This window comes from Pseudomonas salomonii, assembly GCF_900107155.1.
GTDB lineage: Bacteria > Pseudomonadota > Gammaproteobacteria > Pseudomonadales > Pseudomonadaceae > Aquipseudomonas > Aquipseudomonas salomonii.
In genome coordinates, this window is record NZ_FNOX01000001.1 from 419,450 (window position 1) to 433,296 (window position 13,847).

Annotated in this window: 14 protein-coding genes; 5 read left to right on the forward strand and 9 right to left on the reverse strand. The window is 58.6% G+C overall.

The annotated features are described in order from the left end of the window. Positions 1-77: 77 nt before the first annotated feature. Genes BLV67_RS02085 through BLV67_RS02100 form a run of 4 tightly spaced genes read left to right on the forward strand, consistent with a single transcriptional unit; the run spans position 78 to position 4,859 of the window. Positions 78-1,613, forward strand: coding sequence for an efflux transporter outer membrane subunit (locus tag BLV67_RS02085; RefSeq protein WP_069786101.1), 1,536 nt, complete (start codon positions 78-80; stop codon positions 1,611-1,613). 10 nt (positions 1,614-1,623) lie between these two features. Further along, positions 1,624-3,801, forward strand: a complete 2,178-nt coding sequence (locus tag BLV67_RS02090) for an FUSC family protein (protein WP_069786102.1) — start codon at positions 1,624-1,626, stop codon at positions 3,799-3,801. After that, positions 3,791-3,991 (forward strand): DUF1656 domain-containing protein, encoded by a 201-nt coding sequence (locus tag BLV67_RS02095; RefSeq protein WP_003171907.1) that lies wholly within the window; start codon positions 3,791-3,793, stop codon positions 3,989-3,991. The genes BLV67_RS02090 and BLV67_RS02095 overlap by 11 nt, the downstream gene beginning before the upstream one ends. Before the next feature lie 10 nt (positions 3,992-4,001). Next, the gene (locus BLV67_RS02100; RefSeq protein ID WP_069786103.1) at positions 4,002-4,859 is read left to right on the forward strand and encodes an efflux RND transporter periplasmic adaptor subunit; all 858 of its coding nucleotides are present in this window, start codon (positions 4,002-4,004) and stop codon (positions 4,857-4,859) included. A gap of 18 nt (positions 4,860-4,877) precedes the next feature. On the opposite strand, the gene BLV67_RS02105 is transcribed toward BLV67_RS02100, so the two are convergent. The 5 genes from BLV67_RS02105 to BLV67_RS02125 form a co-directional block, all read right to left on the reverse strand. Further along, a complete protein-coding gene (locus tag BLV67_RS02105) occupies positions 4,878-6,173 on the reverse strand; it encodes a delta-60 repeat domain-containing protein (protein WP_069786104.1) in 1,296 nt (431 codons plus the stop codon). A gap of 213 nt (positions 6,174-6,386) precedes the next feature. Next, positions 6,387-6,845, reverse strand: coding sequence for a hypothetical protein (locus BLV67_RS02110; protein ID WP_240034982.1), 459 nt, complete (start codon positions 6,843-6,845; stop codon positions 6,387-6,389). After that, positions 6,835-7,761 carry an Ssp4 family T6SS effector gene (gene ssp4 / locus BLV67_RS02115; protein ID WP_069786105.1) on the reverse strand — a complete coding sequence of 309 codons (927 nt, stop codon included), beginning with the start codon at positions 7,759-7,761 and terminating at the stop codon, positions 6,835-6,837. Before ssp4 ends, BLV67_RS02110 begins: the two co-directional genes overlap by 11 nt. 105 nt (positions 7,762-7,866) lie before the next feature. Continuing rightward, on the reverse strand, positions 7,867-8,268 hold the full coding sequence (locus BLV67_RS02120) for a DUF4440 domain-containing protein (RefSeq protein WP_069786106.1): 402 nt from the start codon (positions 8,266-8,268) through the stop codon (positions 7,867-7,869). 2 nt (positions 8,269-8,270) lie between these two features. After that, entirely contained in the window at positions 8,271-9,449 is a 1,179-nt protein-coding gene (locus BLV67_RS02125) for an MFS transporter (protein ID WP_069786107.1), read from the reverse strand. A 111-nt stretch (positions 9,450-9,560) separates the two neighbouring features. Between BLV67_RS02125 and BLV67_RS02130 the strand changes: the two genes are divergently transcribed. Beyond that, positions 9,561-10,418 (forward strand): LysR family transcriptional regulator, encoded by an 858-nt coding sequence (locus tag BLV67_RS02130; protein WP_069786108.1) that lies wholly within the window; start codon positions 9,561-9,563, stop codon positions 10,416-10,418. A 2-nt stretch (positions 10,419-10,420) separates the two neighbouring features. Here the strand turns inward: BLV67_RS02130 and BLV67_RS02135 are convergent, their stop codons facing one another. The 4 genes from BLV67_RS02135 to BLV67_RS02150 all read right to left on the reverse strand — a co-directional run bounded on the left by BLV67_RS02135 (position 10,421) and on the right by BLV67_RS02150 (position 13,781). After that, on the reverse strand, positions 10,421-11,050 hold the full coding sequence (locus tag BLV67_RS02135; protein ID WP_069786109.1) for an HNH endonuclease family protein: 630 nt from the start codon (positions 11,048-11,050) through the stop codon (positions 10,421-10,423). After that, complete coding sequence (locus BLV67_RS02140) at positions 11,043-12,398, reverse strand: AAA family ATPase (protein WP_069786110.1); 1,356 nt, start codon at positions 12,396-12,398, stop codon at positions 11,043-11,045. The genes BLV67_RS02135 and BLV67_RS02140 overlap by 8 nt, the downstream gene beginning before the upstream one ends. A 91-nt stretch (positions 12,399-12,489) precedes the next feature. Then, positions 12,490-13,302: an SDR family oxidoreductase gene (locus BLV67_RS02145; protein ID WP_069786111.1), complete on the reverse strand. Its 813-nt coding sequence runs from the start codon at positions 13,300-13,302 to the stop codon at positions 12,490-12,492. A 14-nt stretch (positions 13,303-13,316) separates the two neighbouring features. Continuing rightward, entirely contained in the window at positions 13,317-13,781 is a 465-nt protein-coding gene (locus BLV67_RS02150) for a multidrug transporter (protein ID WP_069786112.1), read from the reverse strand. Positions 13,782-13,847: the final 66 nt, after the last annotated feature.

Consider the following 13,847-nt stretch of genomic DNA (forward strand, 5'->3'; position numbering starts at 1 on the left):
CCAGCTTATCGTTCCCCATGGCGCCCCCTAGAATTGCGCCACCTTCCCCGCCTCACCACCTCAGGAATTCGTTCGCCGTGCCGCGTCGCATCAGCAGAGAGCTGAAGGCTCTCATCAACAGAGCGCTGAAGGCTCTCAGTGTTTTGGCCTTATCGTTAGCAATCAGCGGCTGCATCGGAACCGGAGGAATCGCCCCCCAAGGCCAGGCCCTCGACGACAATCACTTGGCTACCGACCAAGCGATCCAGAGCGCCGCCCAGGACGCCCATTGGCCCACCACACAATGGTGGCAAGCCTATGGCGACGCGCAGCTCAACCGCTGGGTCGACCTCGCCACGCAAAACAGCCCGAGCATGGCCATGGCCGCCGCGCGGGTGCGGGAAGCGCGGGCCATGGCAGGGATTGCCGAGTCGGCCGAGTCGCTGCAGGTCAACAGTGACACCACCCTCAAGCGTCACAGCTGGCCGAAAGATCAGTTCTACGGGCCGGGAGCCTTGAGCGGTGCCAATACCTGGGACAACACCTCGTCCCTGGGCCTGAGCTACGCCCTCGACCTGTGGGGCCGCGAAAGCAATGCCAGCGAACGCGCCGTGGACCTTGCGCACATGAGCGCCGCCGAAGCGCGTCAGGCCCAGCTCGAATTGCAGAACAATGTGGTACGCGCCTATATCCAGCTGTCGTTGCACTTCGCCAACCGCGATATCGTCGCCGCCACCCTGGCCCAGCAACAGCAGATTCTCGACCTGGCCAACAAGCGCCTGAATGCCGGGATCGGCACGCATTTCGACGTCAGCCAGGCCGAAACGCCGCTGCCGGAAACCCATCGCCAGCTCGATGCCCTCGACGAAGACATCGCCCTGAGCCGCAACCAACTCGCGGCATTGGCCGGCAAAGGCCCAGGCCAAGGCGCGCAACTGCAACGCCCGAGTTTGTCCCTGGCCGCGCCGCTGAAGCTGCCCTCAAGCCTGCCCGCGCAATTGCTCGGCCAACGCCCGGATGTGGTCGCCAGCCGCTGGCAGGTCGCCGCCCAGGCACGCGGCATCGATGTGGCGCATGCCGGTTTCTACCCCAACGTCGATCTGGTCGGCAGCCTCGGCTATATGGCCACCGGCGGTACGATGCTGGGGTTTCTCAGCGGGCAGAAATTCAACTACACCGTGGGCCCGGCGATCAGCTTGCCGATCTTCGACGGCGGTCGTTTGCGCGGGCAATTGGGCCAAGCCAGCGCCGGGTATGACATCGCCGTGGCCAAGTACAACCAGACGCTGGTCAACGCGCTCAAGGGCATCAGCGACCAGTTGATCCGCCGCGAATCCATGGACAAGCAAGCCACCTTTGCCGCGCAGTCGGTGGCCTCTGCGCAGAAAACCTACGACATCGCCATGATCGCTTACCAGCGCGGCCTCACCGATTACCTCAATGTGCTCAACGCCCAGACCTTGTTGTTCCGCCAGCAACAGGTCGAGCAACAGGTGCAGGCCGCGCGCCTGAGTGCCCATGCCGAGCTGGTTACGGCATTGGGTGGCGGGCTCGGCGCCGGCGACGACGTACCACAGGACGCCAAGACACTTCCCGGCAAAACCCCGGCGGCGCTCGCCGTGTTCGATCACTGAGTAGATTGCAATGACTCCCTTGCCTGCACCGCTGCGCTGGTTGCACGCCCTTGAGTGGCGCCGTGGTTTTTTCGACTGGGCACGCAGTGATGGCGTGACCTGGGTGTATATCTTCAAGGTGCTGATCGCCGCATTCCTCACGCTATGGTTGGCCATGCGCCTGGAGTTGCCGCAACCGCGCACGGCGATGATCACCGTGTTTATCGTGATGCAACCGCAGAGCGGCCAGGTGTTTGCCAAGAGTTTCTATCGCTTCCTCGGCACCTTGGCGGGCTCGACGGTGATGGTCTTGTTGATTGCCTTGTTTGCGCAGAACACCGAGTTGTTCCTCGGCGCATTGGCGATCTGGGTGGGTATCTGCACGGCGGGTGCCACGCGTAATCGCAACTTTCGCGCCTATGGGTTTGTGCTGGCCGGCTATACGGCGGCGATGGTGGGTTTGCCGGCGCTGGCGAACCCGGACGGCGCGTTCATGGCGGCGGTCTGGCGGGTGTTGGAAATTTCCCTGGGGATTATCTGCTCCACCGTGGTCAGCGCCGCGATCCTGCCGCAAACCTCCAGCGCGGCGATGCGCAACGCCTTGTATCAGCGTTTTGGCGTATTTGCGCTGTTCGTCACCGATGGCCTGCGTGGGCGCAGCCAGCGTGAAGGTTTCGAGGCCAGCAACGTGCGCTTTATCGCTGAAGCGGTGGGCCTGGAAGGGCTGCGCAGTGTCACCGTGTTCGAAGACCCGCACATGCGTCGGCGCAATGGTCGGCTCAGCCGCCTCAACAGCGAATTCATGAGCATCACCACGCGTTTCAACGCCCTGCACCAGTTGCTCGAACGGTTGCGTACCGATGCGGCCGATCACGTGGTTGCGGCGATCAAGCCTGGCCTGCAGGACCTTGCCGAAGTGCTCGACGGCTTCTCCGGCCGGGCACTTACCAGCCCCGACGCCGCACGGCTGGCCAACCAGCTCAGCGCCTACAAGGACGGCCTGCCCGCCAAGGTGCGTGCTCTGCGTGCGGCCTTTCAAGAGGGCAACCCGAGCGAAGCCGAGCAGCTGGATTTTCATACCGCCTATGAGCTGCTTTATCGCTTTGTCGATGACTTGCACAACTACGCGCTGACCCACGCATCCCTGGCCGAACACAGCCATGAACGCGAACAGTGGAACGAGACCTTTATCCCCAAGACCAACTGGCTGGCCTGCGCGGCTTCGGGGATTCGAGCATCGTTCATCCTCGTCGTGCTGGGCAGCTACTGGGTGGCCACCGCCTGGCCCAGCGGCGCAACCATGACCCTGATTGCCGCCGCCACGGTCGGTCTGTCCGCCGCCACGCCCAACCCCAAGCGCATGGCGTTCCAGATGGCCTGCGGCACCTTGATCGGCGCACTGGTGGGCTTTGTCGAAATGTTCTTCGTGTTCCCCTGGATCGACGGCTTCCCGCTGCTGTGCGTGATGCTCGCGCCGGTGATCATCTTCGGCGCGTTCCTGGCCTCACGCCCGCAATATGCCGGCGTGGGCGTCGGCCTGTTGATCTTCTTCAGCACCGGCTCGGTGCCGGACAACCTCACGGTCTACAACCCTTACACCTTTATCAACGACTACATCGCCATGATCATCGGCATGCTGGTGTGCGCGGCGGCGGGGGCGATTATCCTGCCGCCCAACAGCCGCTGGTTGTGGCGCCGCTTGGAGCAGGACCTGCGCGAGCAAGTGGTGTACGCGATCAGCGGCAAGCTCAAGGGCCTGGCCTCGAGTTTTGAAAGCCGCACCCGCGATTTGCTGCACCAGGCCTACGGCCTCGCCGCCGGCCAGCCGCACGTGCAGCGCGACCTGCTGCGCTGGATGTTCGTGGTGCTGGAGGTCGGCCACGCAATCATCGAGCTGCGCAAGGAACAGGCGATTTTGCCGGTGCACCCGGCGTATGCCGAATCCCAGCCATGGCGCCAGGCGATCCGCGTGATGGGCCGCTCACTGGTGCGGTTGTTCCTGCAACCCAGCGCAAGCAACCTGGAGCGTGGCCTGGTCGCCGTCGACCACGCGATCAGCCGCGTGCAGGCCACCGACGAACCCTTCGCCCCGCACTTCGACACCTCGGCCCTGCGCCGGGTCAAAAGCTACCTGCACTTTATCCGCACCTCGTTGCTCGACCCGCAATCGCCACTGGCGGCCCTGAAAGGAGCCCCGCATGCCCCGTGAAATCGCGTTCCACGGCCTGTATATGCCGACCATGACCCTGATGTTTTTGATTGCGGCCGTGCTGGCCTGGGCGCTGGACCGCTTCCTGGCCGGGTTCGACCTGTACCGTTTTTTCTGGCACCCGGCGTTGTTGCGCCTGAGCCTGTTCGTTTGCCTGTTCGGCGCCCTGGCGCTGAGCGTCTACCGTTGAGAATGCCCCGATGAAAAAGTTTTTCAGCCTGCTCGCGACCTTGCTGGTACTGGCTTTGGCTATCTGGATTGGCCGCACGCTGTGGGTGCATTACATGCAAACGCCCTGGACCCGCGACGGCCGCGTGCGCGCCGACATTATCAATGTGGCGGCGGACGTCACGGGTGAAGTGGTCGACGTGCCGGTGCGTGATAACCAGCTGGTGAAAAAGGGCGACCTGCTGATGCAGATCGACCCTGAGCACTACCGCATCGCAGTCAAGCAGGCGCAGTCGTTGGTGGCTTCGCGCAAAGCTACCTGGGAGATGCGCAAGGTCAACGCCCATCGCCGTGCCGACCTGGATGCGCTGGTGATCTCCAGGGAAAACCGCGACGACGCCAGCAACATCGCCGACTCGGCCCTGGCCGATTACCAGCACGCGCTGGCGCAGCTGGAAGCCGCCGAGCTGAACTTGAAACGCACGCAAGTGGTGGCAGCAGTGGACGGCTACGTCACCAACCTCAATGTGCATCGCGGCGACTACGCGCGAATCGGCGAGGCGAAAATGGCCGTGGTGGATATGAACTCGTTCTGGGTTTACGGCTTCTTCGAAGAAACCAAGCTGCCCCATGTGAAGGTGGGCGACAAAGCCGACATGCAACTGATGAGCGGCGAAACCTTAAAGGGCCATGTGGAAAGCATCTCGCGGGGTATCTACGACCGCGACAACCCCGAGAGCCGTGAGCTGATCGCCGATGTGAACCCGACCTTCAACTGGGTGCGCCTGGCCCAGCGCGTGCCGGTGCGGATTCATATTGATCAGGTGCCGGACGGGGTGTTGTTGGCGGCGGGCATCACTTGCACCGTGATTGTCGATCGCGACCTTTGAGTCTCCTTGATATTCAAACTATCCAAAGAAACACTGCAGAGACCCCATACCCTCTGGGTTCACACCGACTATGTTGGCACCGATGAGGATTCTCTGTTCGCCTAGCTCGGCTAGCAGCACGGGGTTGTTCCTGACTGGGGAATCCAAGTCGTTATAGCCTTGGTTGTTAAAGGCCGGATCCGGTGCGCCGCCGGCGTTGAATTTGGCCACGTAGATCATGTTGCCTGATGAGGCTGTGACAAGGTCGCCTGCGCCGGTATTCATGATGGTGTACCAGCCATTGTCGTAAGCGCTATTGAATTGACTGACCAAGGGGTTGCCTTGATTGAACAATTGATGCGGTGCGCCATTGGGGGTAATGGCGCACAGTAACCCGCTTGTAGCTTCGACATAGTTCATGCCGACTTGGCCGGCGCCTACAAGACTGCGGTCTGCGCGCTCGGTGAGGTCGTTGAAGGTGGTGTGGTCGGTAATGCCCTGCACCCGGAAGACACCTGGGTTTTGCGGATCACCAAAGGTTTTGTCCAACGTGCCGTCGTGGTTGAGTCGGGCGAACATTGCGGAATGGAGTGTAGGGGTGAATCGGGCATGGCCGGCAATAACGATTTTATGGTCGTCGCCCTGGCTGATACAGGCGTTAACGGTAGTCGCGGCAGCGGTGTTCTCCAGTTTGAAGTCCAGTCTGCCATTGCCGTTCAAATCTGCGTCCAATTCACCATTGGGTTTCAAGCGAAATACGGTGCCCACTGTCGAGTACGAATTGTGGCGCTTGGAGTAGTTGGCGGTGATCAGAATGTGTCCATCATTCTGTACGTGCACGGTCGTCGAGTCTTCCGTCAGCCCTTCGTCCTGATGGGTGAGTAGAGTGCACATGCCTTGATTGGCAAAAGTTGTGTCAAATGCACCGTTGCTTTCGAAGCGCGCAACGACTATGTCTGCCCAACCATTGCCTTTGTCACGCCATGTCCAGCCCAGCATCAGGATTTTCCCGTCGGGCTGAACTGTCAGCCTCGAACCTCCGGCTGGCACAGAGGGGGCGAAGTTACCGGTGACCAAGCCATCCTTGCCAAACGCTTTATCAAGTTTGCCGTTGGCGTCTAAGCGGCCTAAGCCAAATATGTTATTGAGGCCGTGTTGAAAAAAGTTGGCACAGAACAGAATGTTGCCTTCTTTATCGGTCGTCAGCCCCTTGAAGAGCTGCAACACGACCAGTTCAGGATGCCCGGCCAGAATCTCATGTAATGTGATTTCTCCTTTTACGCCAAAGCTTGGGTCATGAGTGCCGGACTGTGAAGGGGCGTTGGCCGCGTTCATGCTGGTATGCCTTTATCGGTTAGCGGGGCGCTGCCATGCCGGCACGGGACGTTTATAGCCGAAGCAACAGTCTGAGTCTGTTCTTGGAGGAATACCTCGTCTACTGTCAGATCTGACAGGTATTAAATGGCCAATGGCCTTTTAGGAGTGCAGCACAAATGTCTCATGCGCATGCTGCCAAAACCCCGCACCACGCTTCAGATGCATGGGCGACTAGAGAAATGCTGCGTTGGCTCTGAGTCTGCGTCGACGTTTTACACGCAATATGCTGATGTAGCGGCGATGATTTTTTGTGTGGAGGAGAAACAGCCCGAACAGTGATTGCAATAAAGGAAGCACTGCAAACATCGTCACTCGGTGGTTTCCCAGATAGTCGGCCGCAAGCACAGCGTTCAACGACGCAACACCTACCAGTAACGCAGAGCCAAAACGAAACCCCACCGCCGTCAAGGCCATGCCAATACACAAGACCAGCAGCAATACCAGAGCCGCCACGATGGCATATTCGCTTGGCAAGTAATTTATGCGGGCGTAGTACAACAGGCTATGTGACAAGTTGCCGGAAATACTGACCAGACTCATGGATACTGCCATGCCCACCGTGAATGCAAAGCGCCGGGTGTAATAACGTAAAGTTTGGGGACCCTGCTTACTCACAATGTCAGTGTTCATGGTTGCTAAACGCCTCATAGATACCGATAGCGACAGAGTTGATATTGCCGGACAGACCGCTGCCTGTAACGGCCAGCGCGGCACTCACTTGATCAGCTAATTGAATGAGTACGTCCTGGCGTAGTTGGACATTGTTGAATCGTTTGGGGAGTGTTCCGGCTAGCTGCTTTAACCGAATTATTTCGCGAGGGTGACGAGGGTTTTGCAGGCGCAGCACTTCATTCGTGAGCTTTGCGCGTTCCTGGCGGCTCATATGCCTCAAGATGTCGGCCACGTTGCGGCCTGTTGTATTTTTGATAGTTATGACGGTCTTTACCGTGGCGAAGGTCGTGCTGCCCGCACCCACTAGCGAAATGCCGTCCAAGGCGACGGTCATTGCCTGATACCAACTCAGACTGTCGTAATACGTGTTCTCAGCAGGGTTGGTGAGTTCTTTGTAGGTTCGCCAAATACCGTTGCCGCATTGCAAAGCACTGGCGGCTGCGGCGGTATAAGCCATGTAAGTCACAGCAAGACTCGAGCCGGCACTTAGAGGGGCTGACGCGATGCCTGCCTTGGCAACAATAACCGCAATCACAGCCCCACCGCATGCCAGGGTCATTCCCACTGCCTCCCTCCATAGCTGCGACTCTTGCGGCGAACTTGCTACCCGCTCGGCATACTCATCGGCCGTCATCGTCTGCCCTGCCACTTCCCGCAAAATCACGCGCTTGGGGTTGATACTGCAAAGCGGCACAAACTCTCGAAGCACCGTCACCTGATAATCGCTGCCGATATGCACCACCCCGGCCCCGACAATGGCCGGGTCGGCGTCAATGGTTCGATAAAGCTTGGGCAGGTCCAGCAGATTGATCAGTCGCTGGCGAGTCGTGGTGTGCGCATCCGGTACACCGTTTCTCAGGAAATCACTTGGCATCCTTTCACCTGTAAGCAAACAGAGGTGAAAGAGCCTGATAAGTCGTGCCTTTTAGATATGTCAGGCGGTTCGCGTTTTTTTGTAGGAACTAGCTAATTAATTACTTTAGGGCGCTATAAAAGTTTCGTGCAAATGCCGCCACAACAGCGCGCCACTGGCCCGCTTCTCGAACACCACCGTAGCGCGGCGGTCAGTCTGCGTGCCGCTGTCATCAATTTGATGCTCGCGATAAGTCACCGTGGCTCCGCGTGCATGCCGGTCGATCCCGGCCATTTCGCTCAGGGTGATCTTCAGCCCTGGGCGCATGCCGCCCAAGCGGGTGAATAGCGCATTTACACCGGCCGCATTGACCCGTGCGCCGGTGGCAGGCGCAACCATGCTGAACTCAGGCGAAAACCGCGCGAGCAAGTTCTGCAACGTGCCCTCGGGCGCAACCCCGGCAAACCATTGTTCGATCTCGACGTGGGTCTGGATCACTTCTTCAAAAAAATCGCTGTAATCAATCATGGCTATGCCTCGCTGGCAGGGTGAAGCAGCGTGCGGACTCTAGACGTATCCAGGCGCAACACGGCAAAAAGGGGCAGCAGTGTCAGGGCTGCGGCTATCGTGAAGGTTATGGGGAAGGAATCCAAGGCCGACAACAGCGCGCTGAGTGCCGCCGCGCCCAGGCAAAAACTCACCTGCCGGTTGATGTTCCACAGGGCGCTGGCGTGGCCCATGCGCTCGGCGCCAATATCGAGAAACGCCAGGGTTTGCGCGGTGCTGCTGCACAGGCTGCCGCCCAGGCCCATCAAAACGTAGGCGGGAATTACCCAGGTTGGTTGGTTCAATAACACGATGCCGAGGCATTGCAGGGCCATGCCTGCCAGTAGCAACGGTTTTGGGCCGCAACGATTGAACAGTTTTTTGCTCAGGTAAATCGCCACTGCCGACGCCAGTGCCCACGGCAACATGAGTGCGCCGGTCTGTGTGGCGTCATAACCGAGGCCGCGCAGATAGAGGATGGCGATCAGGCTGGTGCCGATAAATATCCCAGGGATGCACAGGTAGACCAGCATCGCCACCCGCAGCATCGGGCTGCGGATTTGCGTGAAGAGACTCCCCACATCCAGTGCCGGGCGCACGGTCGCGGGCACGTCGGGTTTTATCCACAGCACTGCCAGCAGCAAAGTGATCAACGCCAGCGGCAGGTTGGCGTAGAAGATCCAGCGCCAGGACACGCTGTCGACGATCACGCCACCCAACGCGGGGGACAACGCTGGCACCAGCAGGGCCACCGACATGACGCGCGCCGTCAGTGAGCTGCGGTCCGCGGGCGGATAATGTCGATATGCCAAGGCTTGCCCCACCGGGATCAGCAGGCCACCGCCCAAACCTTGCAGCAAACGCCAACCGATCAGCGCTTCAATCGAACCGGCCTGGCCGACCATCACCGAGGCGCCGGCGAACAGCAACAGGCTGGTGGCTATCAGGTTGCGTTCGCCCAACAGGGCGGCCAGCCACACGCTAAAAGGAATGATCACGGTCAACCCGAGCATGTAGGCGTTGCTGACCCAGGCCAATTGCGTCACCGAGGCGTGCAGTTCCAGGGCGATATCCGGGTAGGCGACGGTGGCGACAAACATGTTCACCAGGTCCAGGGCAAAGCCCAGCAGAAAGATCCAGGCGACTTTCGAGCGGTAGGTCATAAACGCGATCCTGCGAGTGAAGCGGGCAGGGTAGGCGTGATGCAGGGTTTGGGATACGTCGGTTTGCCTGTTAGTTTGTCAAAAATATTTTGACAAAGGAGGCGGCTGCCGATGGTCAGCCTGGACCGATTCGACACCTTCAAGGCCGTGGTCGAGGCTGGCTCGCTCACCGCCGCCGCCGACCGGCTGGGCCAGACCCGCGCCGTGGTCAGCTTCAACCTCAAGCGCCTTGAGGCAGAACTGGGCGTGACCCTTTTGACCCGCAACACCCGCCAGTTGGCGTTGACGGATGCCGGCGAGCGCTTTTACCTGCGTTGCACGCGCATGCTCGAAGAAGCCCGGTTGGCGGTGGAAGAAGCCCGCTCTGAACATGCGCAACTCAAAGGCACCTTACGCATCACCACCACGGTGGAATACGCGCTGGCAGTCGTCGCCCCGGCGGTGGAGGCTTTTCGGCGCCTGCACCCAGACTTGAACATTCACTTATCCACATCTTCCACCCATGCCGATTTGATCTCCGAGCGCTTTGACGTGGCGATTCGGCTGGGGCGACTGCTCGACTCCAATCACCGGGCGGTGCAGCTGTCGACCTATGAGGTGTTTGCCGTAGCCGCGCCCGAGTTTGCCCAGGTGCAGACCCTGGATGCGTTGGAGCGCGTGCCCAAGTTAGGCCATGGCCGCTTGACGGAGCTGAGCCTGACCGACCCCGCCGGCGGCGAGCATCAATACCGTTCCGGCCCTGCTGCGCTGGTGGCCGACAGCGCCTCGGTTCTCCAGGCCTTCGCCGTGCGTGGGCATGGTGTGGCGGTGCTGCCGCAATGGCTGGTGCAGGGCGATCTGGAGGCGGGGCGGTTGGTGCGGTTATTGGCGGACCATCGCTTTGCCCCGCAAGGCATTTATGCCATGTACCCGGATACACGGCATTTGCCGCTGAAGGTGCGGGCGTTTATTGATTTTATGAAGGGCTAGGGTCAGGCGGTGATTTGGCGAATAACGTTTATCAAGACAGGAGAGAAAGGCTTGAGTTGTCGGTTCTCATCCGGTTGTTGTAGTTCTTCTTCAAGAATTATCAGCAGGTCGATGTTTTCTATAGTGAGATCAGAACCATCCATTCGGCTGTTGAAAAGAAGCGCGTTGATGATGTCTCGTCGATCATTGAACAGCGCCCGGTTTTTCTCGCGGCTATCCCCTAAATTCAGAACCTGAATAGACGTGATAGCTCTTGGGCTCAACCCTTCCACTCGCCCTGAAAGATAAAATTTCAGCTCTGTTTCACATTCGTCCATCAGTGCGGTGAGTGGCAATGCCTGATGTGCGTGCGCGTTCCCGCATTGTTGAGGTCGATTACAGCTCGCTACGATGTTCGAGAAGTCCACCGTGCGGTTTTGGGCGTCTCTTTGCGCCTCTACGTGCTCGTTGTGAGCGCTATTCAGTGCAATTGCGTTGCAGCAGTGGGCACATAGGCCGTATTGCTCTTCTATACAAGCTTGTCGAATAGCGTTTCTTTCAACGTGCGATAACTCGGGATAGCGCCCCCTCGGGTGTATGCGTCTCCATTGCGTCAGTGCTACGGGTTCATTTCCTTTGGTGATCTTACGCACTGCGCAGCTCCAGCTTGCGAATCAGGAGGGATGCTTTAGTCAGCTCAATATGACCTGCGGGGAGGTCTGCTGAAAGTTCTTCGAAAAGAGCCTTAGCCTCTTTCAATTTTTTGTCTTGCAGCAGATCCAGTAGACGATCTAGGCGGTCCTGCACCTCGCTGTTGCGTGCATCGGTGTCCATGACGCTGCGCAGGACCTGATTTGCGTCTAGACCGTAGAGACCAGTGCGCTCTTCTAGTTCACCGTCGTCGAGGACGTAGCACAAAACATCCTTTGTATCGCTGATCACCAGTGGAGAATGCGTTGTCAGGATGAATTGGCAGTTGGGGAAGGTTTCAGTGAGTTGCTGGATCAGACGGCGCTGCCATTGAGGGTGAAGATGGAGGTCTACTTCGTCGATTAGGACGACACCCGCGCCTTCAAGTGGGTTCTTCAATGATGGATTCATGAGTGCCAAGCGGCGAGCAATGTCGCCGACAAGTGCCATCAGTGATTTTTCCCCCTGAGAAAGCTGAGAAACACTGAGTGTATTGCCTAGCTTGTCGATGGCCATATGCAATCTAGGCTTTCTCTGGACTCTAAGGTTGCTAAAGTCAGGCATAAACTTGTTGACGGCAGACCGCACAGCATTTAATTGAGGATCGCGTGATGCTAAGTGCATACTTTTCAGTTCAGATGCTAGTTTTTCATCCGAACTAGAGATTTTTTTCAACTGTTCCATTACGGCTGAGGATATGCCCTGCTCGTTCTCAGTATCTTCTCTGTCACGGAACCATTCAAAAAAGCGTCCGAAATCTACGCCACCATTTAAAGCGTTTTCATATCCATCAAACTGATCGAATGGTTTTTCGGATTTTCGGATTGTTAGTGGAACGTCAAGGACGGATCTTTCGACAGGGTAGAAAGCCACAAGTGGAAGTGAGCCGTTTTCGTCAACCAACCCTAAATGAAAGCGATAGAGATCAGCCAGATCGGTTAATTTAGTTAGAGAGCTATTTACCTTTGCTTTGTGGCCTCGCAAGGTGCGAGCAAGTGTCCATGAGTAGTTCGCGGAAGCTGATGCTGACGGGTGAGATATACCACTAACTTCTGCATCAATTGAGGCGAATCGCTCACCATTAGTGACCACATCTTCTTGGATGGGACTGCCACCGCCATTGTCGGTGCGAATGCGGCCAACCAGCCAACTTAGCGACGTGGCTATCGACTTCAAAATCGTCGTCTTCCCCGCCCCATTATTCCCCACAAACACCGTCACTTTCGACGCATGCTTTTCGGTAGGCGCAAAGGCGACTTCCAGGTCGGTAAAACGACCGACGTTATTCAGTCGAATTTTTCTGATTTCCATCGCAATACCCTTGTGGGGCCAGTCAGTTTCAATAGGCAGGCGGCGATTATGGCACTCATCCCGTTTTTTGGCAGGTGCGCTTCATGATTGCTTACAACACGCCACTCAAGCCAAAGCGCTTCTTCAGGACTTTCTCCAGCAATCCTTTTGGCAACAACGCCGCCATCAACGGCAGCGCTCGGCTGCCATTGCCCGCACGCAACATCCGTGGCGGTGTTGGTTGTTGCACAGCCTTGAGCACTTGAGCTGCAAATTGCTCGGCCGAAGTCGGGTTTCCCTGCGAGGCCTGGGAGCGTGCACGAATGCCTTCGCGCAAGGGCCACCAGGGCGATTGTTCGTTGATCAGCAGTTCGGCCTGGGCGCCGGCGTTTTTCGCGAAACTTGTGTTGATTGCTCCCGGCTGTACTTCCAGCACCCGAATACCAAACGGTGCCAGTTCCATACGCAAGGCATCGCTCAACGCATGCACCGCCGCTTTCGAGGCGCAGTACGCACCGGCAAACGGCGTGACCAGCACACCCGAAACACTGCCGATATTCACCACCAAACCTTTACTGCGCCGCAGTGCGGGGAACAGCGCCTGGGTGACGCCGACGATGGAAAATACATTGGTCTCGAACTGGCTCTGCATAGCTTCGGTGCCGCCGTCGAGCAGCGGGCCCATGGCGCCATAGCCGGCGTTATTGATCAACACATCCAGTTCGCCGAGTTGTTCGGCCAGGCGCTGCAAGGCCATGCTGTCGTTGACGTCCAGTAGCACGGCATTGAAGCCGGCAGCGGCAAGTGCGGCGACGTCTGCTTCGCGGCGGGCGCTGGCCCACACGTCGAAGCCGGCGGATTTGAAGGCGTCAGCGAGGGCGCGGCCAATGCCACTGGAACAACCGGTGATGAGTACGTTGGGCATGGATCAATCCTTTGTCAGTCCGAGAAACTGCCTTGCAGGTGCTCGGCGCGAAATTCCAGGGTTTGCGGTCGGTAGCCGGGGCGCAGGGGCGGCGTGGGCAAACAGTCATCCCAAGTGGCGCCGGCTTGTAGTTCGCCGGGGCCGCGATAGCGTGGGGCCGCATAAACGTTATCGGCCAGGTTCACCGTGTCACCCGGCGCATAGGCCGCGAGACGCCAGCGCAATTCGGTGAGGGGCACGTCGTTGCCGTTGATCAGCACCAGTTTCAACGGGCGGTCGGCCGGGCACTCTTGAGGCGCGTAGCTGATGCGCAGTTCCAGGCGCGCCAGTTGCGAAGCTTCGCGGCTGTCCAGCCACACCACCCAGATGGCGACAAAACCCAGGCCGACGGCGGCGGCCAGCGATACCGGCAAGGCTTTGGCGGGGTAGCGCAGCAGCAGGATCAGCCAGGTGATGATCAGGAGAACGCCGAAGAACATGGAGACCACCTCGAATAGGGAACGAGCATCCTAACGTAAGCGTAGGTGGGATTGGGTAGCTTGAGA